This window comes from Nocardioides sp. LHD-245, from assembly GCF_030929495.1.
Lineage (GTDB): Bacteria > Actinomycetota > Actinomycetes > Propionibacteriales > Nocardioidaceae > Nocardioides.
Genome location: NZ_JAVFWN010000006.1, coordinates 1 through 21,445, shown reverse-complemented (window position 1 = coordinate 21,445; position 21,445 = coordinate 1). Strand labels below are relative to the sequence as shown.

15 protein-coding genes are annotated in these 21,445 nt (G+C 73.0%); 12 read left to right on the top strand and 3 right to left on the bottom strand.

The features are described 5' to 3' along the window. The first annotated feature begins 22 nt into the window (after positions 1-22). The 7 genes from RB608_RS10695 to RB608_RS10665 all read left to right on the top strand — a co-directional run bounded on the left by RB608_RS10695 (position 23) and on the right by RB608_RS10665 (position 9,895). Positions 23-4,123, top strand: a complete 4,101-nt coding sequence (locus tag RB608_RS10695; RefSeq protein WP_308087871.1) for an alpha-(1->3)-arabinofuranosyltransferase family protein — start codon at positions 23-25, stop codon at positions 4,121-4,123. Continuing rightward, entirely contained in the window at positions 4,120-5,778 is a 1,659-nt protein-coding gene (locus tag RB608_RS10690; RefSeq protein ID WP_308087870.1) for a hypothetical protein, read from the top strand. Before RB608_RS10695 ends, RB608_RS10690 begins: the two co-directional genes overlap by 4 nt. Before the next feature lie 68 nt (positions 5,779-5,846). Next, positions 5,847-5,978: a hypothetical protein gene (locus tag RB608_RS10685; RefSeq protein WP_281285791.1), complete on the top strand. Its 132-nt coding sequence runs from the start codon at positions 5,847-5,849 to the stop codon at positions 5,976-5,978. A 106-nt stretch (positions 5,979-6,084) separates the two neighbouring features. Next, positions 6,085-6,849, top strand: coding sequence for a glycosyltransferase (locus tag RB608_RS10680; protein ID WP_308087869.1), 765 nt, complete (start codon positions 6,085-6,087; stop codon positions 6,847-6,849). Continuing rightward, positions 6,849-8,084 carry a glycosyltransferase family 4 protein gene (locus RB608_RS10675; protein WP_308087868.1) on the top strand — a complete coding sequence of 412 codons (1,236 nt, stop codon included), beginning with the start codon at positions 6,849-6,851 and terminating at the stop codon, positions 8,082-8,084. Before RB608_RS10680 ends, RB608_RS10675 begins: the two co-directional genes overlap by 1 nt. A gap of 15 nt (positions 8,085-8,099) precedes the next feature. Next, complete coding sequence (locus RB608_RS10670) at positions 8,100-9,071, top strand: DUF3068 domain-containing protein (protein WP_308087867.1); 972 nt, start codon at positions 8,100-8,102, stop codon at positions 9,069-9,071. A gap of 17 nt (positions 9,072-9,088) precedes the next feature. Beyond that, complete coding sequence (locus RB608_RS10665) at positions 9,089-9,895, top strand: methyltransferase domain-containing protein (RefSeq protein WP_308087866.1); 807 nt, start codon at positions 9,089-9,091, stop codon at positions 9,893-9,895. On the opposite strand, the gene RB608_RS10660 is transcribed toward RB608_RS10665, so the two are convergent. The 3 genes from RB608_RS10660 to RB608_RS10650 all read right to left on the bottom strand — a co-directional run bounded on the left by RB608_RS10660 (position 9,880) and on the right by RB608_RS10650 (position 14,461). Next, positions 9,880-10,599 carry a class I SAM-dependent methyltransferase gene (locus tag RB608_RS10660; protein WP_308087865.1) on the bottom strand — a complete coding sequence of 240 codons (720 nt, stop codon included), beginning with the start codon at positions 10,597-10,599 and terminating at the stop codon, positions 9,880-9,882. The two genes, RB608_RS10665 and RB608_RS10660, sit on opposite strands and share 16 nt — an antisense overlap. Positions 10,600-10,668: 69 nt before the next feature. After that, on the bottom strand, positions 10,669-13,485 hold the full coding sequence (locus RB608_RS10655; RefSeq protein WP_308087864.1) for an Ig-like domain-containing protein: 2,817 nt from the start codon (positions 13,483-13,485) through the stop codon (positions 10,669-10,671). 142 nt (positions 13,486-13,627) lie between these two features. Next, positions 13,628-14,461: a class I SAM-dependent methyltransferase gene (locus tag RB608_RS10650; RefSeq protein WP_308087863.1), complete on the bottom strand. Its 834-nt coding sequence runs from the start codon at positions 14,459-14,461 to the stop codon at positions 13,628-13,630. 145 nt (positions 14,462-14,606) lie between these two features. On the opposite strand from RB608_RS10650, the gene rpsA reads away from it, so the two are divergent. The 5 genes from rpsA to RB608_RS10625 all read left to right on the top strand — a co-directional run. Then, positions 14,607-16,088: a 30S ribosomal protein S1 gene (rpsA, locus tag RB608_RS10645; protein WP_308087862.1), complete on the top strand. Its 1,482-nt coding sequence runs from the start codon at positions 14,607-14,609 to the stop codon at positions 16,086-16,088. Between the two features lie 119 nt (positions 16,089-16,207). Next, on the top strand, positions 16,208-18,262 hold the full coding sequence (locus RB608_RS10640) for an aryl-sulfate sulfotransferase (protein WP_308087861.1): 2,055 nt from the start codon (positions 16,208-16,210) through the stop codon (positions 18,260-18,262). 221 nt (positions 18,263-18,483) lie between these two features. Continuing rightward, entirely contained in the window at positions 18,484-19,425 is a 942-nt protein-coding gene (locus RB608_RS10635) for a helix-turn-helix domain-containing protein (protein ID WP_308087859.1), read from the top strand. A 163-nt stretch (positions 19,426-19,588) separates the two neighbouring features. Continuing rightward, the gene (gene speB / locus RB608_RS10630; protein WP_308087857.1) at positions 19,589-20,527 is read left to right on the top strand and encodes an agmatinase; all 939 of its coding nucleotides are present in this window, start codon (positions 19,589-19,591) and stop codon (positions 20,525-20,527) included. Positions 20,528-20,570: 43 nt separating this feature from the next. Further along, positions 20,571-21,445 (top strand): DUF222 domain-containing protein (locus RB608_RS10625; protein ID WP_308087856.1); only part of this gene is annotated, 875 nt, incomplete at its 3' end.

The window sequence follows — 21,445 nt, the reverse complement described above, 5'->3', positions numbered from 1 at the left end:
AGGGCCAGGGAGCGGAGGCGGGATGCGTGACGAGCGGCGCGGTCGCGTGGTGCTGCTGACCCTGTACGCCGCGCTCGCGCTCTTCGTCTTCACCGAGAAGTGGGGCCAGTCCACGAGCGACACCCGCTTCGAGCTCACCGAGGTCCCCGGCCCGCACCTCGCCGGCACCTTCCACCTGTGGAACCCCGAGGTGTCGCTGGGGGAGATGCAGAACCAGGCCTACGGCTATCTGTTCCCCCACGGCTCGTTCTTCTGGCTGGCCGAGCTCGTGGGCGTTCCGGGCTGGGTGGCGCAGCGGCTGTGGTCGGTGCTGATCCTGCTCCTCGCCTGTGAGGGGCTGCGCCTCCTCTCCCGCGCCCTCGGTACGACGCCCGTGGCTGCCGCGGTCGCCGGCCTGGCCTACGGGCTCACGCCCCGGCACGTCACCGAGATCGGCACCCGCAGCGCGGAGATCCTGCCCGGCGCGATGCTGCCGTGGGCGGCGCTCCCGGTGGTGCTGGCCGTCCACGGCCGGATGCGGCCACGCAACGCGGCCATCCTGTCGGCGGCCGCCTTCGCCTGCTCGGGTGGCGTCAACGGCACCGCCACGGCGGCCCCCGCCGCCCTGCTCGCGATCCTCGTCCTCTGGGCCGTGCTGACCCGCCGGCTGAGTTGGCGCTTCGGCGCGGGCTGGCTCGCTCTCGTCGGCGCGGTCAGCGCCTGGTGGATCCTGTCGCTGTTGCGGCTGGGCACCTACAGTCCACCGTTCTACGACTTCGTCGAGGACGCCCGAGCCACGACGTCGACAGCCGACTTCGCCTCCGTGCTCCGCGGCGCCAGCAACTGGGTCGGCTTCATCTCGGTCGGCGGCGACCGCTGGTGGCCGGCCGGCTACGACCTGGCCTACGAGCCGTGGCTCGTACTCGGGTCGGGCCTCGTCGCCGTCGCGGGCTTCGTCGGCCTGCTCCGGATGCGCGGCGCGTGGCGGACCCCTCTGCTGCTCGCGGCCGGGTTCGGACTGGTCTGCCAGGTGATCGCCCATACCGGCGCGCTCGACGGGCCACTCAGTCAGGCGCTGCGCGACCTGCTCGACGGCCCCGTTGCCCCGTTGCGCAATGTCGCCAAGATGGACCCGGTGCTCCGGGTCCCGATCGCGATCGGGCTCGGCGCCCTCGCCGACGACCTGCTCCGGTCCCTGTGGCGGCGTCGGCCCCTCGACCTGCGGCGGTTCGCGGCCGGCGGACTCGCCGTGGCGCTCGCCGGCGGCCTGGTCGCGATGGCCCAGCCCATCGCCACGGCCGACACCCGCACGCCCGGATGGAAGGAGCTCCCGTCGTACTGGTGGGAGGCCTCGGCGTTCCTCGAGGAGCGGGCCGAGGCCGCCGACGACGGCGGCGGCGCGACCTGGGTCATCCCCGGATCGGGGTTCGGCATCCAGCAGTGGGGCTGGACCATGGAGGAGCCGATGGAGGCGGTGGCGCGCAGCCCCTGGATCACCCGCTCCCAGGTGCCGCTCACCCCGCCGGCCACGATCCGGCTGTTCTCCGCGATGGAGACCTTCCTCGAGACCGGCTCCGGCTCGCCGTACCTGCGCCACCTGCTGAACCGGATCGGCATCGACACCGTCCTCGTGCGCCACGACCTCGAGCCGGAGGTCTCCCAGGCGACCTCCGCGAGCCTGGTCGGTGTCGCGCTCGGGCGCTCGCCCGGCCTGCACTCGGTCGCTACGTTCGGCGAGCTGGAGTTCGGTCCCGCGATCGAGGTGTTCGACGTGGAGCCGGCCATCGGGGCCCAGGTCGGCACCGGCGGGTACGACGTGCGCGATGTCGACGACGCGGTGACCGTCGCGGGCTCCGTCGAGGCCGCGGTGGCCGCCGTCGGGTCCGGCCTGGTCGGGCCGGCGCAGGCGATGGTGCTGGCCGGCGAGCCCGGTTGGGAGCGGGACGCGCAGGTGGTGGGCGACGGCTACCGGCTCCGCGAGCGTACCTTCGGCCGGATCCAGGACGCCGAGAGCAACGTCATGACGGCCACCGACGCGTTCCACGGCGACCGGGTGGTGCCGAACTACCCGGGTGCCGCGGGGGCCGAGCCGGTCGTGGCCCGGTACGACGGCATCGCGGGTGTCGACGCGTCGAGCTCTCGGGCGTGGACCAGCTCCCTGGGGGCGGTGCACCCCGAGAACGCGCCGTGGTCGGCGCTCGACGGCGACCCGGCGACGTACTGGCGGCCGAGCCCGTTCGCTGACGCCGTGGGCCAGTGGCTGGAGGTGGATCTCGGCGGCGAGCGGCGGATCGGCGCGGTGCGTCTGACCCAGCCGTCCGCCGAGGAGGTGAGCCGGGTCGCCCGCTGGCGGGTCACCGCGGGCGGGCGCAGCCGGACCCTCGTGGCCGACCCGTTCACCGGGGAGGGCACGGTGCGGCTCGACGTCAGCGCCGACCGGGTCCGGATCGAGGCTCTCGACGCCCCGGACCGAGACGCCACGATCGGTCTCGCCGAGGTCGGGATCGACGGCGTCGCGCCGACCCGCACGCTCGTCGTCCCTGACGCCGGGACCGCCGGCCCGCCCGATCTGCTGTTCGCCGCGGCGCCCGAGACCCGCTCCTGCGTGCTGACCCTGCTGGGGCCCGACTGCGGCCGGTACCGGGCACGCGCGGCCGAGGAGGCCGCCGGCATCGACCGCACCTTCACCCTCGACGAGGGCGGCCGGTTCCGGGTGCGCGGCCTGGTCGTGGGTCGCAGCCGCCCGGGCACGCTCGCCCTGCTGCAGCCTCTGGGCGGCGTGACCATGACCGGTTCCTCGTGGCTGGGGAACGATCCGGCCGTGTCGCCGCGGATGGCCTACGACGGCAACGACGCGACCTCGTGGGTGGCCGACCCCCGCGACGGCGAGCCGACGCTCACCGTCGATCTCGGCCGCAAGCGGACGCTGCGGCGCCTCACGGTCACGCCCCCGGCCGGCGTGGCCGTGCGCCCCGACCATGCGGTGGTCCGGGCCGAGACCGCGGAGGGTGAGGTGGTCCGGCGGGCCGACCTGACTGGGTACGGCGCCTTCGAGCCGGTCCGCGCGCGCCGGCTCACCATCACCTTCGGCCGCACGGCCGGCCGGGTGGACGGTGCGCCCCTCGGCGTCGGTGAGATCCGGCTGGGTGGGGCGCGCGTCGCCGCGACCCTCGACGGAGGCGGTCCGACGGGCGCCGTCTGCGGCTTCGGCCCGCAGCTGGTCGTCGACGGCCGCGTCGTCGACACCCGCGTCGACGGCCTGATGGGCGATGTCGTGGCGGCGGGCCAGCTGGCGCTCGAGCCGTGCGACGACGCCGGCCCGTGGGAGCTCGCCGCCGGTGCGCACCGGGTCGAGCTGCGCTCGACCGAGCAGTTCCAGCCGGTCGCCCTGACCCTCGACTCCGTCGGTGGCGGTGCCGCGCCCGAGCGTGGTCCGTCCCGGTCGCGCACGGTCCGGCTGCTGTCCGCGGACGACACCCGGGTACGGCTCGACGTCGGTCCGGGGGAGGAGGCCGTCCTCTCGTCGCCCCACAACGTGAACCTCGGCTGGGTGGCCACTGTCGACGGGCGCGAGCTCGAGCGGATCACGGTGGACGGCTGGGCCCAGGGCTGGGTGCTGCCGGCCGGCGTCGCGGGCGAGGCGGAACTCGTCTACACCCCCCAGCGGGGCTACCTGATCGTCCTGGTCGCGGGCCTGGGGGTCCTCGGCGTCGTCCTGCTCACGGCCCTGGGGATCCTCGCGTCCGGAGCGCTGCGCCGCGTCCGGCGTCGCAGGGGCAGGCCCGCCGAGCCCGCCGAGCCCGCCGAGCCTCCGTCGCCGGCGGACGGCGAGCCCTCCGCCGGCGTGCCGCCCTCGCGCCGCAGGATCGTCCTCACCGCGGCCGTCGCGGGCGTCGCGGCCGGCCTGGTGGGCGGGCCGATCGTGGCCGCGGCCGGAGTGCTCGGTGCCCTCCTCGCCCGGTGGCCCCGGCTGGTGCAGGCTCTCGCCGGTGCCGCGCTGCTCGGCGCGCTCGTGGCTCTCGTGGTCGCCCTGACCGACGCGCCGCGGTTGCCGTCGCGACCGGTCGACCTGGTCACCGGTGCGGCTCTCGCGCTCGGCTTCGCGGCCGTCCTGGCCCGGGGAACGCCGCCGGAGCATCGGTGAGGCGGCCAAGCCCCGACCTCGCGGTGACCGTGGCGGTGACCGCGCTCGTGCTCGGCCCCCTGCTCGTCGGCGGCGGGTACTGGCTGGTCGGCGACATGGTGTTCGTCCCACGCCAGCCCTGGAAGAGCGCCTGGCTGGGTCTCGACGGCTCACTGCCGCGCGCGGTCCCGATGGACGCGCTGGTCTCGCTGGCGACCCACGTGGTGCCCGGAAGCGCGGTCCAGCGGCTGCTGCTCGTCGGGGGCTTCGTCGCGGGCGGCCTGGGCGTCGCCCGGCTGGTGCCCGACCAGCGCTGGTACGCGCGCGCCGCCGCGATCACCCTGTTCTGCTGGAACCCGTGGGTCTACGAGCGCCTGTTGATCGGGCAGTGGGCGATCCTGCTCGGCTACCTGCTGTTGCCCTGGGTGGCGCGCGCCGCGCTCCGGCTGCGCGCACACCCGCGCGACTGGGGACCCGCCGCGGTGATGCTCGTCCTGTCCGCGCTGTGCAGCCCGTCGAGCGGCGTGATGGCGGTCGGGGTCCTCGCCGTCCTCGCGCTCGGCAGGGACCGCCGGGTCTGGTGGCGGGCGGCCGTGCTGGCGGTCGGCGCGAACCTGACCTGGGCACTGCCCGCCGTCACCGCGACGGCCGCCCGGGTGACGACCGACGGTGTGTTCGAGGGCTTCGCCGCACGCGCCGAGTCCGCGGCCGGTACGGCGGCGAGCGTGCTGTCCCTGGGCGGCATCTGGAAGACCTCCATCGTGCCTGCCGAGCGCACCAGCGCGGCGCTGGTGCTGCTGTCGTGCCTGCTCAGCCTGGTGGCGCTGGCCGGGCTGGCCCGCAGCGGCCCGGACCGACGGCGCTGGGCGCTCCTGGGCGGCGCCGCGCTCCTCCTCGCGCTCGTCCCGGCGATGCCCGGCGGCAGCGACCTGCTGGAGCGGTTGGCCGACTCCGTGCCCGGACTGGCCCTGCTGCGCGACTCCCACCGGTTCCTGGCCCCGCTGGGCCTGGTCCTCGCGGTCGGCTCCGCACACTCCGTGACGGCGGTGCGCGAACGGATCCGGCCGGGCGTCCCGGCGCTGTGGAGCGTCGTCGCCCTCGGCGTGCTCGCTCCGCTGCTGCTCCTGCCCAGCCTGGCGTGGGGCGCTCTCGGGGAGCTGCAGCGCTCGTCGTACCCCGAGGCGTGGACGGACGTCGCCGAGCTCGTGGGGCCCGAGGACACCACCGTCGTGCTGCCGTGGGTGGGGTCCTACCGCGGCTATGCCTGGAATCACCGCCGTGCGGTCCTCGATCCCGCGCCCCGCCTGCTGCCCGGCGAGGTGCTCGTCGACGACCGCGTGCTGCTGGGCGGGGGCCGTGTCGTCCCGGCCGAGGACCCGCGCGTGGTGGCGGTGACCGGTGCCCTCGCCGACCCCGATCCCGCGGCCGCCCTGCGGGCCCTCGGCGTGCGCTGGGTGCTCGTCGAGCGCGGCATGGGGGACCCTGAGGTCCCGCCGGGGCGGATCGCGTACGACGGTGAGGGGCTGCGGCTGGTCGACCTCGCCCCCGACGCCGCCGTGACGCACGTCACGAAGGGCGCGCTCCGGTCGCGCCAGATCCTCCTGTCGATCGGACACACTTGCGCGTTTCTTTTGCTTTTGGCCGGTGCCGCATGGATACTCACGAGTAGGGAGTAACGGGCATCACATTCATGACAGTCATGGGGACTGATGCTCTGTGCCGGTCTTTGGGAGGGGACCAGCGCATGAACACGATCATCGCCACTGTGGTGGGGGCTCTCGCCTCGACCGTCGTCCTCGTCGCCGGCGTCAACGCCGCGCAGGGTGAGCACAAGCCCGTCAGCAACGAGAAGCTCTACAGCTACGCCGACCAGTAGGTCGCCCTCGCCTGCGCCTCCGTGACGTCCTGTCACCCGGGTGCGTGGGTTCGTCGTACGTCCTCCGCGAAGGGGACGGGTTGAGCAGACGGCTTGGGAGGGTCCGATGCTGCAGATCGTCATTCCGGCGTACAACGAGGAGCGCCGGCTGCCGCGCACCTTGCGCGAGCTGCGTCGTCACGTGACGGCGCACCGCGGGGTGCTCGGCCGCGTGGAGGTGCTCGTCGTCGACAACGCCAGCACCGACCGCACCGCCGAGGTCGCGCGGGCGGCCGACTCGACCGCGCTGCCGGTCCGGGTGGTCCGCTGCGCGCGCCGGGGGAAGGGCGCCGCCGTGCGGGCGGGCCTGCTGGCCACCGACGCCGACCTGGTGTGCTTCATGGACGCCGACGGAGCGACCGGGCTCGACGCGATCGAGGAGGCCTGGCGGCACCTGCTGCTCGGCGCCGACGTCGTCATCGGTTCGCGCGCCGTGGCCGGGAGCGAGACCGCGGCGCGGCACTGCCGCACCCGCTCGCTCGGTGCGGCGGCCTACCGGCGCCTGGCCGGCCGGCTGGTTCCCGGCGTCGCCGACACCCAGTGCGGCTTCAAGGTGTTCCGGGGCAGCGTCGCCCGCCAGGCCGTGCGCGGCCTGCGGACCGCGGGCTTCTCCTTCGACGTCGAGCTGCTGGTGCGGCTGCGCGCGGCCGGCGCCGAGCTCCAGGAGATCCCGGTGACCTGGATCGACGTGCCGGGCTCCACGTTCGTGCCGTCCCGGCACGGAGCGGCGGCCTTCGCCGAGCTGGCCCGCATCGCCTGGCGCTGCCGTTCTCTCGACCGGCCCGGGCCGGTGGGCGTGCCCACCCCGGTGGCACTCGTGGGGAGCCACTGATGGGGCGCCCCGAGCCAGACCTGGCCGGCCGGCGTCTGGTCGTCGTCAACTGGCGCGACCTGGACCACTCGCTGGCCGGCGGCGCGGAGATCTACGCCTGGCAGTTCGCCCGGGCCCTGCGTGAGGCGGGTGCGCAGGTCCACTTCGTCACCGCCCGCGACGAGGGTCAGGCCGCGCGCGAGACCCGCGACGGCATCGCCGTACGCCGGGGCGGCGGCGCGCTGACCTTCTACCCGTTCGTGCTGGCGTGGCTGCTGCGCCACCGCCGCCGGATCGACGCCGTGATCGACCCCGCCTGCGGGCTGCCGTCCTTCTCACCACTGGTTCTGCGCCGCGCGACGCCGGCCCTGCTGCTGGTGCACCACGTCCACCAGGCGCAGTTCGCGGTGCACTTCCCGGCGCCGGTGGCGGCCTTCGGCCGGTGGCTGGAGCGGGTCGCGATGCGCCGTGTCTACCAGCGCCAGGTCACCGCGGCGGTGTCGCTGTCGACCGTCGCCGAGATGCGCGACCAGCTCGGCTGGACCGGCGACATCCGGATCCTCGAGAACGGCGCGGACCTGCCCTCCGCCGACCGGTCCGCCGATCTGCTGGACCCGGCGGCCAAGGACCCGGACCGGATCGTCGTCCTCGGCCGGCTGGTCACCCACAAGCGGGTCGATCTGGCGATCGAGGCCGTCCGACGCGCGCAGGCGCGGGCCGAGCTCGCCGGGCGACGCCTGCGCGTCGACGTCGTCGGCCGCGGTCCCGAGCGCGATCGGTTGGTCGCGCTGACCGCCGAGTCCGGCCTCGCGGACCAGGTCACCTTCCACGGCTTCCTGTCCGTGGAGGAGAAGGACGCCCTGCTGGCCCGGGCGGCGGTGCACGTGTGCGCCTCCGACGCGGAGGGCTGGGGTCAGGCCGTCATCGACGCGGCCGCCCACGGCGTCCCCACCGTCGCCCGCGACGTCCCCGGACTGCGCGACTCGATCCGTCCGGGCGAGAGCGGCTGGCTGGTCCCGGACAGCGCGGACCCGGCCATCGTCGTCGACCACCTCACCGAGGCGCTGACCGGTGCGCTGGTCGACGCCGACGATCCCGGAGTCCGGGTCCTGCGCGCGGAGGCGTGCGTGGCCTGGGCCCACAAGTTCGACTGGTCGCAGATGCGCGCGCAGGCGCGCGAGCTGACCCACCAACTCCTCGGGCACGTGTCCACGCGGCCCGACCGTCACCACCCACGCGACCGCGTGGCCGTCTGAGAGGTTCCTCCGCCCATGCGCAGCAAGCTCGCCGCCGTGTCCGTCGGACTCGGTGTCTTCCTGATCGTGGCGGCCGCCCTGGTCCGCTTCTACGCCTACCCGGTCCTCGCCACCGTCCCACCCGACTACGAGGGCGTCACCGAGCTCGAGGCCGACGGCGCCGAGGTCTTCAACTCCGACCCCGACGTGCTCGCGCCCGAGACCACCGACTTGGAGATCAGTTCCCGCACGATCGCCGACAGCGGTGCGGACGCGCCCGACGGCGTCGTGGTGTGGGTCAACTCCACCACGGTCAAGCGGGCCGACGGCACGATCTTCCAGCAGTCCCGTGAGCGGGCGCCGTTCGACGGCACCAGCGGCGCGGCGGTGGACTGCGCGAAGTGCGACTCGTGGACCGAGGTGGCCGCCGGTGAACGCGAGCCCGCGGTCCGCAAGGGCCAGATCTACAAGTTCCCCTTCGACACGAAGAAGAAGGACTACCCGGTCTGGGACGACAACGTGGGCGAGGCCGTCCCCGCCACCTACGAGGGCGAGGAGACGATCGACGGGCTCACCGTCTACAAGTTCGTCCAGCGCATCGAGCCCACCGTGATCGAGGGTCGCGAGGTTCCCGGCTCCGTGTTCGGCTCGACCGAGGCGTCGGTCCAGGCCGAGATGTGGTACGGCATGACCCGCACCTTCTACGTCGAGCCGAAGACCGGCTCGCCGGTCGACCGGGTCGAGGACCGGGTCCAGGAGCTGCGCTACGACGGCGTCAGCGTCCCCGCCTTCACCGGAACCGTCCAGTACACCCAGGACCAGGTCGACGAGCTGGTCGACGACGCGAAGTCCAACGCCACGCTGCTGGGCGGGATGAAGCTGCTCTTCCCGGCCCTGCTGGTGCTGCTCGGGGTGGCCCTCGTCGCCGCGGGCCTCTTCCTCGGCCGCGCCGCACGCCGTGGCGGCGACGGCGCCGAGCGACGTGACCAGGAGCTGGCCGGGGTCTGACCCGGAGAATCAGGAGCATGCAGGAGATCAGAGAGCGGCTGCGCGCCTTCTACGACAGCCGGATCGGACTGCCGATCCCCGACGACGGCCTGGTCCTCGACGTCGGCAGCGGGGACAAGCCGTCGTGGCGCGCCGACGTGCTGCTCGACCGCTATCCCGGCGACGCGTACGCCGGGCAGCGGTCGGGCAGCGGCCGCACCCGGGTCGACCGGCCGCTGTTCGACGCCGACGCGTCGGCGATGCCCTTCGCCGACGGGGTCTTCGACTACGCCATCTGCTCGCACGTCCTCGAGCACGTCACCGACCCGGTGGGAGTGGTGGGGGAGCTGACCCGGGTCGCGAAGGCCGGCTACATCGAGGTGCCGGAGGCCGCCGCGGCCAAGATCGTCGACTTCCCCAGCCATCTGTGGTGGTGCCGCCTGGACGACTCCACGCAGCCGCCGACCCTGGTGCTGGAGGCGAAGCAGGCGGCGAGCTTCGACCCCGAGATCGACGCCTACCTGCGCCGGGCCGAGCTCGCCGATCCGGTGAAGCGTCTGATCGACAGCCGGCACCACCACAACGTCATCGCCCTGCGCTGGAGCGGCACCCAGCCGGTGCGCACCGTCGGGACCCACGACCCCGCCTTCGTCGAGCGCACCGTCAACTCCGAGGCGCACCACACCCGCGGCACCGAGGCCCTCGTCGCCCGTGCGCTCACGGCCGCGCTGACCTATCGCAAGCCGCGCCGTCGTACGCCGGTCAGGTACGACGACGTCGTGCGCCCCGAGCTGCGCCGGGGGGACGGCGCGCTCCTCGAGCCGCGGATCTACCGCTTCGACTGACCCGGCACGGGTCGGTGGGCGAGGAGCACCAGGCTGACGCCGGGCAGTCGCCGGACCGGGAGCGCCCGCTCGACCGCGAGGGCGGCCCGCAGGCCGGCGTTGAGCACCGGGTGGACGTCCTCCATCTCGCTCTCGGCGGCGTGCTTGTTGCGCCGGCGGGCGCGCACCACCGGGCGGAGCAGGACGTTCCACGACCAGAGATCGTCGATGACCAGGCCGGCGCCGGTCGCGAGGTCGGCGAGCTGCTGCCGCTCGTAGCGCCGGACGTGCCCGAGGGCCACGTCGTGGCCGCTCCACAGGGCCATGCCGGCCGGGACCGCGATGAGCGCGCGGCCCCCGGGCCGCAGCACCCGCGCCGTCTCCCGCGCCACGGCCCGGTCGTCGTCGATGTGCTCCCAGGCGTCGGTCGACATGACCAGGTCCACCGAGGCGTCGGCCACGGGCAGCCTCCGGCCGTCGCCGCGGACCACCGGGATGCCGCGGGCCGCGGCGATGCCGGCGCCGGTGTCGGTGTACTCGACGCCGACCGCCCGCCATCCCAGCTCGCGCAGGACCGCGGTGTTGCCGCCCATGCCGCATCCGACGTCGATCGCCCGACCCGCCGGCCAGGCCCGGACGGTCCGGCGCACGAGCGCCCGCCGGGCGGCGTACCACCAGTGCCGGTGCTCGAGTGCGGCCGACTTGGCGATCTCCTCCGCGTCCACACATCCACCCTAGTGACAACGGTCCCGCGGGCACGTGCCCGCGGGACCGTCGTGTCGGCGTCGGTCGGATCAGCCGTGGCGGCTCGGGTCCGTCTTGCTCTTGACCTCCCGGCCGTCGCGGCCGCCGCCCCAGTCGGTGTCGGCGAGCGTCGGATCGGTCTTGCGCTTCTTGAACCGCTTGTTCTTCGAACCGGTGACCTCCTGGTGGTCGGTCAGCCCGTCCCTGTCGGTGTCGGCACGGGTCGGATCGGTCATCCGGACCTTGATCTTGTACGTCCCGCCGTTGGCCTTCGAGCGGGTGATCTTCTGGCCGATCTTGATGCCGGTGACCTCCTGGAAGTCGGTCAGCCGGTCGCCGTCGGTGTCGGTGTTGCAGGGGTTGGTCTTGACCAGGCCGATGGTCTTCGCCTTCCGCGGCTTGCCGCGGTTGGTGTGGAAGACCTGCTGGATGTTCATCCCCTTGACCTCCTGGCCGTCGGTCAGCCCGTCGCCGTCGGTGTCGGGCTTCAGCGGGTTGGTGCTGCTCACGGCGCCGGTCACGGTGACGCAACCGGTCGGCCCGTTGACCTCCTGGCCGTCCAGGAGGCCGTCACCGTCGGTGTCCGCCTTGTTCGGGTCCGTGCCCGCCGTCTGCTCGGCGCCGTCGTTCAGCCCGTCGTTGTCGGTGTCCGGGTTGTTCGGGTCCGTGCCGTTCTCCGACTCCTCGCCGTCCGGGATGCCGTCGCCGTCGGTGTCGGTCGCCTCGGTCTCGACGCTGAAGGTCACCGTGTCGTCCGTGCCGGCGCCGTTGGCGTCGCCGTCGACCGTGACGGTGTGGCTGCCGTCGGGGAGGGCGGTGGTGGGCGTGTAGTTCCACATGCCGTCGGGGCCCACCGTGACGTCGACCGCGGTTCCGCCGTCGACGCTGACTCCCACGGTCGAGTTCGGCTCGGCCGTGCCGGAGATGGTCGGCGTGGCGTCGGTGACCGTGCCGCCGTCGGCCGGTGCCGTGATCACGGTGCCGTCGATGACGTCGTCGGCCGGGTCGAGCGGGTCGGTGCCGTTGTCGACCTCGTCGCCGTCGTTGACGGTGCCGCCGTCGGTGTCCGCGTCATTGGGGTTGGTCGAGTGGTCGTTCTCCTCGCCATCCAGCAGGCCGTCGTCGTCGGAGTCGTCGTCGGTCGGGCTCGTCGCGGTGCCGTCGTACTCGTTGCCGGCGCCCGAGACCTCATCACCATCGTTGATGGCGTCCTCGTCGCTGTCGGGGTCGTTCGGATCGGTGTTGTGCTCGGCCTCCTCAGCGGCGGTCAGACCATCGTCGTCGACGTCGGTGTCGACGGTGAAGGTGGTGGTGTCGTCGGTCCCGGTGCCGTTGGCGTTCCCGTCGGCGGTGATGGTGTGGGTGCCTTCGGTGAGGTCGGTGGTGGGGGTGTGGGTCCAGGTGCCGGTGGGGCTGACGGGGACGGTGATGGGGGTGCCGCTGTCGATGACGAGGGTGACGGTGGAGTTGGGTTCGCCGGTGCCGGTGATGTCGGGGGTCGCGTCGGTGACGGTGGATCCGTCGGCGGGCGAGGTGATCACCGTGTCGGCTGTGGGTACGGCGTCGACGGTGAAGGTGGTGGTGTCGTCGGTCCCGGTGCCGTTGGCGTTCCCGTCGGCGGTGATGGTGTGGGTGCCTTCGGTGAGGTCGGTGGTGGGGGTGTGGGTCCAGGTGCCGGTGGGGCTGACGGGGACGGTGATGGGGGTGCCGCTGTCGATGACGAGGGTGACGGTGGAGTTGGGTTCGCCGGTGCCGGTGATGTCGGGGGTCGCGTCGGTGACGGTGGATCCCTCGGCGGGCGAGGTGATCACCGTGTCGGCGACCGGGTCGAGGGCGCCGCACTCGACGCCGCCGGCCGGGGCCGCCGCCTCCACGGTGCCCGCGCCGATGGCGAGGTCGAGGTCGGCGAGGTCGGTGCCGAGCAGCGACGCCTGCAGCTGGATGCGCAGCACGGCGTCGAGCGCGCCCGCGCCGGTCGCGCCGGAGGAGCTGTCGGTGAAGTTGGCCAGTCCGATCCTCAGGTTGACCGAGGCCAGGCCGAGGTTGACCGGGACGTCGACCTGGCCCTGGCCGAGGTCGACGGTGGCGATCGGGAGGCCGGCCACGAGGACCGCGGCGGTGACGCCGGGGCTGACGACCGCGGACGTGCCGGTCGTGCCGTCCGAGGTCGCCCGCGTGACGACCGCGTCCGAGAGCCGGACCGTGATCCCGCCCGCGACCGCGGGGAGCAGTTGGACGTCGCCCACCGTGGTACTGGTCTCGGACACCATGTCGGAGTGGCCGTCGGAGTCGGCGTCGACGAGCTTGGTCGTCGTGGTCGCCTGGATCGCGCCGATCGTCGCCACGTCGCTCAGCAGGCCGACCGAGGCCACGGAGCTGCTCGCCCGGCCGAGCAGGCGCTCGGTGCCGACGAGTGGCGGGCATGACGTCGCGCTGACGTAGTTGGCCTCGACGTCACGCTCGATCGCGTCGACGTCGGCCAGCGCGCCGAGGTCCAGCGGCACCAGCGTGTCGGACGCCGAGTCCGAAGGCGGTGCGGTGACGCCGAGGCTGTCCAGGTCGATCGGGATGCCGGCCAGCGCCACGTCCACGTTGGCGGAGTCCGCCCGGACGTTGTCGGTGGCCAGGGTGCTGTCGACGGTGGTGAAGGCATGCCCGAGCGGGACGCTCGCGGCCGAGGCGTCGAGGACGTCGACCGGCAGGTTCACCAGGTCGGCGTGCGCCGATCCGGTGAACGCCGCCGGCAGCGGATCGGCGTGGGCCGGCGTGGCCAGCGGGACGGACAGGGCGAACGCCGCCCCCGTGGCGACGGACGTGACGAGCAGCGCCGCGGACCGGGTCCTGCGGCGCGCCTGGGATGCAGACATGGGGTGCTCCCTCCAGAGCGGTTCCGAGGGCCCTCACTATTGACGAGGGGACACCGTCCCGGGAGGGGCGCGGCGCCGATCCGGCAGGAATGAGGACGTAAGGCCCACGCGGGCATGACCCGGAATGACCAGGCGGGAGCCCTCAGTCCAGATCGGCGCCGAAGATCGCGGTGCCCGGCGTCAGCCGGCCGCGGGTCCCGGACCAGCCGCCCCACAGCCGTTCGTTGCCCTCGGGCCACTCTGGCTCCAGCAGCGTCGTGAGCCGGAAGCCTGCGCCGGCGAGCAGGGCGACCCAGTCGCCGAGGGTGCGGTGGTGCTCGACGTACGACGTCGCGCCGGTCTCGTCGTCGACCTCGACGTAGGGGGTGCGGTCCCAGTAGGACTGGGTCGCGGTCAGCCCCTCCTCGCCGGGGTCGTCGGGGAACATCCACCGCGTCGGGTGCGTGATCGAGAACGCGAACCGGCCGCCGGGTCGCAGTACCCGCGCCGTCTCGGCGACGGCGACGTCGATGTCGGCCACGAACTGCAGCGCGCCGAAGGAGGAGAACACGACGTCGAAGCGGGCGTCGGCGAAGGGGAGCGCGGTGGCGGTGCCACGGACGCTGGGGACCACGACCCCCGTCGCCTCGTCGATCCGGCGCGAGTGCTGCAACTGGCGGTGGGACAGGTCCAGGCCGATGGCCCGGCCGCCCTGGCTGCTCACCCAGCGCGAGCACTGGCCGGCCCCGGAGCCGACCTCGAGCACGTCGCGGTCGCGGACGTCGCCGAGGATCCCGGCGCCACTCTCCGTCAGGCCCTCCGGACCCCAGACGAATCCGATGTCACCGAGGAAGCCCCCGTGCGTGGCCTGGTACTCGTCGGCGTAGCGGTCCCAGTCGGCACCGTTGGCGCGCCGTGACTCGCGTTCGTCGGCGCGGCGCCGATGCGCGGTGACGGGGGGATGCGGCCACGCCGTGATGTCCTGCACGTCCTGCACCCTGTGAGGATAGTGCCCGCCGGTTGGACTCCGGTGACCGGCGGCGCGTACCCTGGAACGTCTGTGTGCTCGCCTGCCCTCGGGTCGGCGGTCCCGCCGACGTTCATCCCGACTACTTCTGCCCACCCAAGGATCACCCACCTTCATGACCAGCACCCTCTCGACCGCCATTCCGAGCAGCTACGACGACAACGCGCCCCAGGTCGCCGTCAACGACATCGGCTCGGAGGCGGACTTCCTGGCCGCCATCGACCTGACCATCAAGTACTTCAACGACGGCGACATCGTCGACGGCACGATCGTCAAGGTCGACCGTGACGAGGTCCTGCTCGACATCGGCTACAAGACCGAGGGCGTCATCCCCTCGCGCGAGCTGTCGATCAAGCACGACGTCGACCCGTCCGAAGTCGTCCAGGTGGGCGACAAGGTCGAGGCTCTCGTCCTCCAGAAGGAGGACAAGGAGGGTCGCCTGATCCTGTCCAAGAAGCGCGCCCAGTACGAGCGCGCCTGGGGCACGATCGAGGAGATCAAGGAGGCCGACGGCGTCGTCGAGGGCACCGTCATCGAGGTCGTCAAGGGCGGCCTCATCATCGACATCGGCCTGCGCGGCTTCCTGCCCGCCTCGCTCGTCGAGATGCGCCGGGTCCGCGACCTGCAGCCCTACGTGGGTCAGACCCTCGAGGCCAAGATCATCGAGCTCGACAAGAACCGCAACAACGTGGTCCTGTCGCGCCGTGCCTGGCTCGAGCAGACCCAGTCCGAGGTGCGCCACGGCTTCCTCACCCAGCTTCAGAAGGGCCAGATCCGCAAGGGTGTCGTGTCCTCGATCGTCAACTTCGGTGCGTTCGTGGACCTCGGCGGCGTCGACGGTCTCGTCCACGTCTCGGAGCTGTCCTGGAAGCACATCGACCACCCGTCCGAGGTCGTCACCGTGGGCGACGAGGTCACCGTCGAGGTGCTCGACGTCGACATGGAGCGCGAGCGCGTCTCCCTGTCGCTGAAGGCGACCCAGGAGGACCCGTGGCAGCACTTCGCCCGGACCCACCAGATCGGTCAGATCGTCCCGGGCAAGGTCACCAAGCTGGTTCCCTTCGGCTCGTTCGTGCGGGTCGAGGAGGGCATCGAGGGCCTGGTCCACATCTCCGAGCTGGCCGAGCGCCACGTCGAGATCCCGGAGCAGGTCGTCCAGGTCAACGACGACGTCATGGTCAAGATCATCGACATCGACCTCGAGCGTCGCCGGATCTCCCTCTCGCTCAAGCAGGCCAACGAGACCGCTGCCGCGGCGGACGTCGAGGAGTTCGACCCGACGCTGTACGGCATGGAGGCCACGTACGACGACCAGGGCAACTACATCTACCCCGAGGGCTTCGACCCCGAGACGGGCGAGTGGCTCGAGGGCTTCGACGAGCAGCGTGCGAAGTGGGAGGAGCAGTACGCCAAGGCGCACGCTCGCTGGGAGGCCCACGTCAAGCAGCAGGCCGACGCCAAGCAGGCCGAGATCGAGGCCGGCGACGCCAGCTCCTACTCCTCGGCCCCGGCCGAGGACAGCGGCAGCGGTGGCGGCTCGCTCGCCTCCGACGAGGCGCTCCAGGCGCTCCGCGAGAAGCTGACCGGCGGCAACTGATCACGCCGTCCGGCGCGCTGCGCCACGGCACCAACCCGAAGGCCCCGACCATGCGGTCGGGGCCTTCGGGCTTCCGGCGCAGGCTCAGGTCGCGTCGCGCGCTGCCGATCGGCTACCCCATGGGTGTCGTCGCACGTCTGCTCCTCCCAGCTCTGCTCCCGGCCCTGCTGGTGGGTCTCGTCGGCCTCCCCGCGACGCCGGCGGGCGCCGCCGTGGCGGCGGAGCCCGCCATCACGCTGGCCGTCTCCGGCCCCGGCACCGAGCTGCGTCCCTCCTTCGACCCGACCGTCAGCCGGTACGCCGTGGCGACCACCGCCGCGACCGCGGGCCGGCTGACCGTAACGGCCAGCACCGGCGACCCGGCCGGAGTGATCAGGGTCAACGGGGTGGTGGTGAGGGGACCGACCGAGGTGAGCGGGCTGGCCCCCGGCGACGAGGTGTCGGTGTTCGTGGACGACGCGGCGGGCCGCCGTACCTATGCGCTGGTCTACCTGCCGGCCGGGTTCCCGGAGATCACCACGGTGGTCGACGGCCCCGAGACCGCCGCCGGTCACGTCCTGGTCACGCTCGGCACCTTCGCCGCAGCCCTCGACCGCAACGGCGTGCCGGTCTACGTCCATGACTTCGGGCAACCCGTCGCCGACCTGAAGCCCGCCCCGCACGGCCGCTACACCCTGATGCGGCGGTTGCCCGGGCCGGCCAGCGACTGGGACCTGGTCGAGCTGGACGCCCAGCTGCGCGAGGCGACGCTCTCGCGGACCGTGGGCCTGGTCAACACCGACAATCACGACTCGATCCTGCGCGCGGACGGCAGCCGGCTCTTCGTCGCCTACGAGCCCGATCCCCTCAGCGGGCTGGTCGACGCCGTGATCCAGGAGGTCGACGCGGCGGGGGCCGTGGTCTACACCTGGGACAGTGGCGACCACCTCGACCCTGCCGCGACGACGGCCGGGGCGGCGAGCGACTGGGCGCACATCAACTCGATCGAGATCCTGCCCGGCGGCGACGTGCTGGCGTCGTTCCGTCACCTCAGCGCGGCGCTGCGTATCGCCTGGTCCGACCATGACGGCCACCAGCGGGGCGACGTGGTGTGGCGTCTGGGCGGACGGCACAACGACTTCACCTTCGTCGGCGACCCGCACGGCGGACCCTGTGCCCAGCACACGGTGAGCCGGCTCCCCGACGGTCACCTGCTCGTCTTCGACAACGGCTCGGCCGTGCTCGAGTCCACGCCGTCCTACTGTGTCGACCCGGCGGACCGGCTGGGGCCGACAGTGAACCGCGCGGTGACGCGGGTGACGGAGTACGCGCTCGACGAGACCACACTCACCGCGACCCTGGTGCGCTCCTGGGACCACCCGGGCCGGTTCTCGTACTTCGCCGGCTCGGCCCGCCGACTCGTGGGAGGCAACACCCTGGTCAACTGGGCTTCCTACCGGGGAGCCCTGGTCAGCGAGGTCGCGCCCGACGGCCGCGTCGTGTGGGAGCTCGCGGCGCCGGCGGTGCTGAGCTATCGCGCCGAGAAGGCAGAGGTCGCGGACCGGATCGATCCGGTCGTCGAGGTCACCCTCCCGGACGGGGAGCTCGGCGGGGGCGTCTACGAGACGGGTGACGCCGTCGCGCCGCACGTGCGGTGCACGGACCGCGGCGGATCGACGCTGCAGTCCTGCTCGCTCTCGGGCCCCACCCTGGCGACCGGTACGCCGGGGGAGCGGGCCGTCACCGCGACCGCGACCGACGGTGCCGGCAACGTCACCACCGTCCGGCGCGCCTACACCGTCGTCGGTGCGCAGCCGGCGATCGCGGTCCGTTCGAAGGGAGCCTGGCGCACCACCCGGACCTTGCGGCTCCCGAGGCGTGGCGACGTGCGGCGGGCCGTGCTCCGGGTGACCAACACCAGTGCCCGGCCGGCGGCGCTCACCCTGCGCGGCTCACGCGCCGGGTCGGCGTACCGGGTCCGCTATGTCGTCGCCGGTCGCGACGTCACGGCCGCGGTCCTGGCCGGCACCTGGCGCACGCAGTCGCTGGCGCCGGGTCAGGACGCGCGGGTCAAGGTCGTCGTGACCCGGCGGGGCGCGCGGGCGGTGCCGCGGCGCACGATCCGAGTGGTGGCCGGACGCTCGGACGCGCCGGCCTCGGACAGCTCGCTGGCGCTGGGCCTGCGTTCGCGATGAGCGGACGCCCGGTCGTCGCGGTCCGCGCTGCCGGCGGACAGTCGGTCGTGGCGGGCCCACGTGACGAGGGCGGTCAGGCCGGAGGCGAGCATCAGGAGCAGGAGGGAGAGGATCAGTGCGGTGGTCATGGCAGTAATCCTGCTCTCCGTTGATTCCTGCCACCAGTGGCAGAAAAGCCGGTTGGCGTTGATTCTCTGCCATATGCCTGCGATGGTGGTGCAGTGCTGACCAATGTGGCCGTGATCGCCTTCGACGGCGTCGCCCCGTTCGAGCTGGGGATCATCTGTGAGGCGTTCGGGATCGACCGGACCGCCGACGGCGTGCCGGCTATCGACTTCGCCGTGTGCGCCGAGGACGACCGCCCGCTGCAGACCTCGATGGGCTTCACGATGCAGGCCACCCACGGCCTCGACCGGGTCGCCGAGGCCGACCTGGTCGGCATCCCGGCGATCAAGCAGGCCGAGGCCTCCGAGGCCGTCCTCGACGCCATCCGCGCCGCCCACGAGCGCGGCGCCCGGCTGATGTCCGTGTGCAGCGGCTCCTTCATCCTCGGGCAGGCCGGTCTGCTCGACGGTCGCGAGTGCACCACCCACTGGATGTACACCGAGCAGCTGCAGCGGCAGTTCCCGGCGGCCAAGGTGATCCCCGAGGTGCTCTACGTCGACAGCGGCCAGGTCGTCACGGGCGCGGGCAGCGCGGCCGGTCTCGACGCGGCACTGCACATCTGGCGCCAGGAGTACGGCGCGGCCGTGGCCAACGTGATCGCGCGCCGGGCCGTCGTCCCTCCCTACCGGGACGGGGGACAGGCGCAGTACATCGCCCGCGCCGTCCCCGACTGCGACGCCGACACGCTGCGCCCGCTGCTCACCTGGATCCTCGAGAACCTCGGCGAGGACCACTCCGTGGAGGCGCTCGCCAAGCGCGCCCTGATGTCCCCGCGCACCTTCGCGCGGCGCTTCCGCGATGAGACCGGCACGACGCCCCACCACTGGGTCACCCGGCAGCGGGTCGCGGCCGCGGAGGAGCTGCTCGAGCGCACCGAGCAGCCCGTGGAGTGGATCGCGGGCGAGGTCGGCTTCGGCAACGCGGCCACCCTGCGTCACCATTTCGTGCGGGTACGCGGGGTGAGCCCGCAGAGCTACCGCCGCCAGTTCGCCTGCTGAGCCCGCAGCGAGGGACCCCTCGTGCTACTCCCCGCGGGTGACCGTGCACGATGGTGCCCGAGTCCACTGTCGTGAACGTGCTGCCGGGAGGCGCCGAGGCCGGCAGCTGTGGCGCGGGTGAGATCCTGGACGCATTGTCCGTGCATGGCAAGGGAGGCGCAGCATGACCGTCGGACCCGTCGACGCGACCCAGATCCCCCGGTACGCGGGAGACACCACTTTCGCCCGGCTGCCGCGGCTGAGCGAGGTCGGCGACGCCGACACCCTCGTGTGGGGTGTGCCCTTCGACGGCGGTGTCTCCTACCGGCCCGGTGCGCGTTTCGGCCCCAACCACATCCGCCAGTCCTCACGCCTGCTGCGGCCCTACAACCCCGCGCAGGACAGCGAGCCGTTCGTCCGCGCCCAGGTCGCCGACGCGGGCGACCTCGGCGTCAATCCGTTCTCCCTCGACGAGGCGATCGCTGCTATCGAGGCGGGCGCGCGCGAGCTGTCCGGCACCTCCCGGAGCCTGCTCACCATCGGCGGCGACCACACCATCGCGCTGCCCCTGCTCCGCGTCCAGCATGAGCGGCACGGACCTGTCGCGGTCCTCCACTTCGACGCGCACCTCGACACGTGGGACACCTACTTCGGCGCGCCGTACACGCACGGGACGCCCTTCCGTCGGGCGTCCGAGGAGGGGTTGATCGACTTCACCCACGCGATGCACATCGGCATCCGCGGCCCGCTCTACAGCAAGCTCGACCTCGACGAGTCCGAGGAGCTGGGCTTCTCCGCCGTCCACGCCCGCGACTTCGTGCGCTCGCCCATCGACGACATCATCAACCGGATGCGCGAGCGTCTGGGCGACCGGCCGGTCTACGTATCGCTCGACATCGACGTCCTCGACCCCGCCTTCGCCCCCGGCACCGGCACACCCGAGGCCGGCGGCCTCTCCAGCGCCCAACTGCTCGAGGTGCTCCGCGGCCTCGACGGACTCGACGTCGTCGGCGCCGACGTCGTCGAGGTGTCCCCGGCCTACGATCACGCCGAGATCACCGGCATCGCCGCCGCTCACGTCGCCTACGAGCTGCTGTCGGTGCTGCCGGGCAAGCCTGGGTGAGCTCGCCGCGGGTTGTGTCGGACCCTTTTGATGGGGTGTCGGCATGGTCAGTGAAGAGGCGGTGACGGGTCTGGAGGACCTGTCGACGGTGGGGGTGCTCGACTTCGTCGAGCGTCGTCATGCCGCCCGCCTGGAGGCCGAGCGGGACATCCTGCGGGCGGCGTACCAGTGGGCGGTGCTGCACCACCCCGACCGCCTCCCGGCGTCGGATCGCCGCGGCCGTGCCCGGGCCAAACGGGCTGGTGGGGTCGGGACCCCGTTGATCACCGAGCACGCCGCGGCCGTCTTCGGCGCCCGGGTCCAGACCAGCCCGTACGGTGCGCGCAGGTTGATCGCCGACGCGGTCGACCTCCAGTTGCGCCTGCCCCAACTGTGGGCCGGGATCGAGGCCGGCACCGTCCGGGTTCCGCATGCCCGCCATGTCGCCGACGCGACCCGCGACCTCTCGCGTGAGGAAGCAGCCTGGGTCGACGGCGAAGTGCACGAGGTCGCCGACGGTCGTCTGGCGTGGTCCCGGTTCGAGACCCTGGTCGCGGGCAAGATCGCCGCCGCGGCCCCCGAACTCGCCCGCGAGCGGGAGGAGGTCGCCGCGAAGGAGCGGTGTGCCCGGATGAGCCGGGTCAACCAGCACGGCATGGCGACCTTCACCATCAAGGCCGACGCACTCACCATCGCCGGGATCGACGCCGCGGTCACCGCGGTCGCCGACAGGTTGAAGGAGCGGCTGCCCGACGCGGGCCGCAACGACCGCCGCGTCGCCGCCGCGGCCCTTCTCATGAACCCGACCACCCATCCCGACCTCGGTGAGGACGTGGGTCCGGTCAAGGTACGGGCCAAGGTCTACCTGCACCTGTACGCCGACTCACCCATCGCCCGACTCGAGGGCCACGGCCCGGTCACCATCGGCCGCCTCACCCA

Bases quoted from the DNA above. Each gene is read 5' to 3' on its own strand.
- RB608_RS10665 (WP_308087866.1), top strand. From the start codon at position 9,089: ATGCAGGAGATCAGAGAGCGGCTGCGCGCCTTCTACGACAGCCGGATC.
- RB608_RS10655 (WP_308087864.1), bottom strand. From the start codon at position 13,485: ATGTCTGCATCCCAGGCGCGCCGCAGGACCCGGTCCGCGGCGCTGCTC.
- RB608_RS10685 (WP_281285791.1), top strand. From the start codon at position 5,847: ATGAACACGATCATCGCCACTGTGGTGGGGGCTCTCGCCTCGACCGTC.
- RB608_RS10695 (WP_308087871.1), top strand. From the start codon at position 23: ATGCGTGACGAGCGGCGCGGTCGCGTGGTGCTGCTGACCCTGTACGCC.
- RB608_RS10640 (WP_308087861.1), top strand. From the start codon at position 16,208: ATGGGTGTCGTCGCACGTCTGCTCCTCCCAGCTCTGCTCCCGGCCCTG.
- RB608_RS10670 (WP_308087867.1), top strand. From the start codon at position 8,100: ATGCGCAGCAAGCTCGCCGCCGTGTCCGTCGGACTCGGTGTCTTCCTG.
- RB608_RS10675 (WP_308087868.1), top strand. From the start codon at position 6,849: ATGGGGCGCCCCGAGCCAGACCTGGCCGGCCGGCGTCTGGTCGTCGTC.
- RB608_RS10680 (WP_308087869.1), top strand. From the start codon at position 6,085: ATGCTGCAGATCGTCATTCCGGCGTACAACGAGGAGCGCCGGCTGCCG.
- rpsA (WP_308087862.1), top strand. From the start codon at position 14,607: ATGACCAGCACCCTCTCGACCGCCATTCCGAGCAGCTACGACGACAAC.
- speB (WP_308087857.1), top strand. From the start codon at position 19,589: ATGACCGTCGGACCCGTCGACGCGACCCAGATCCCCCGGTACGCGGGA.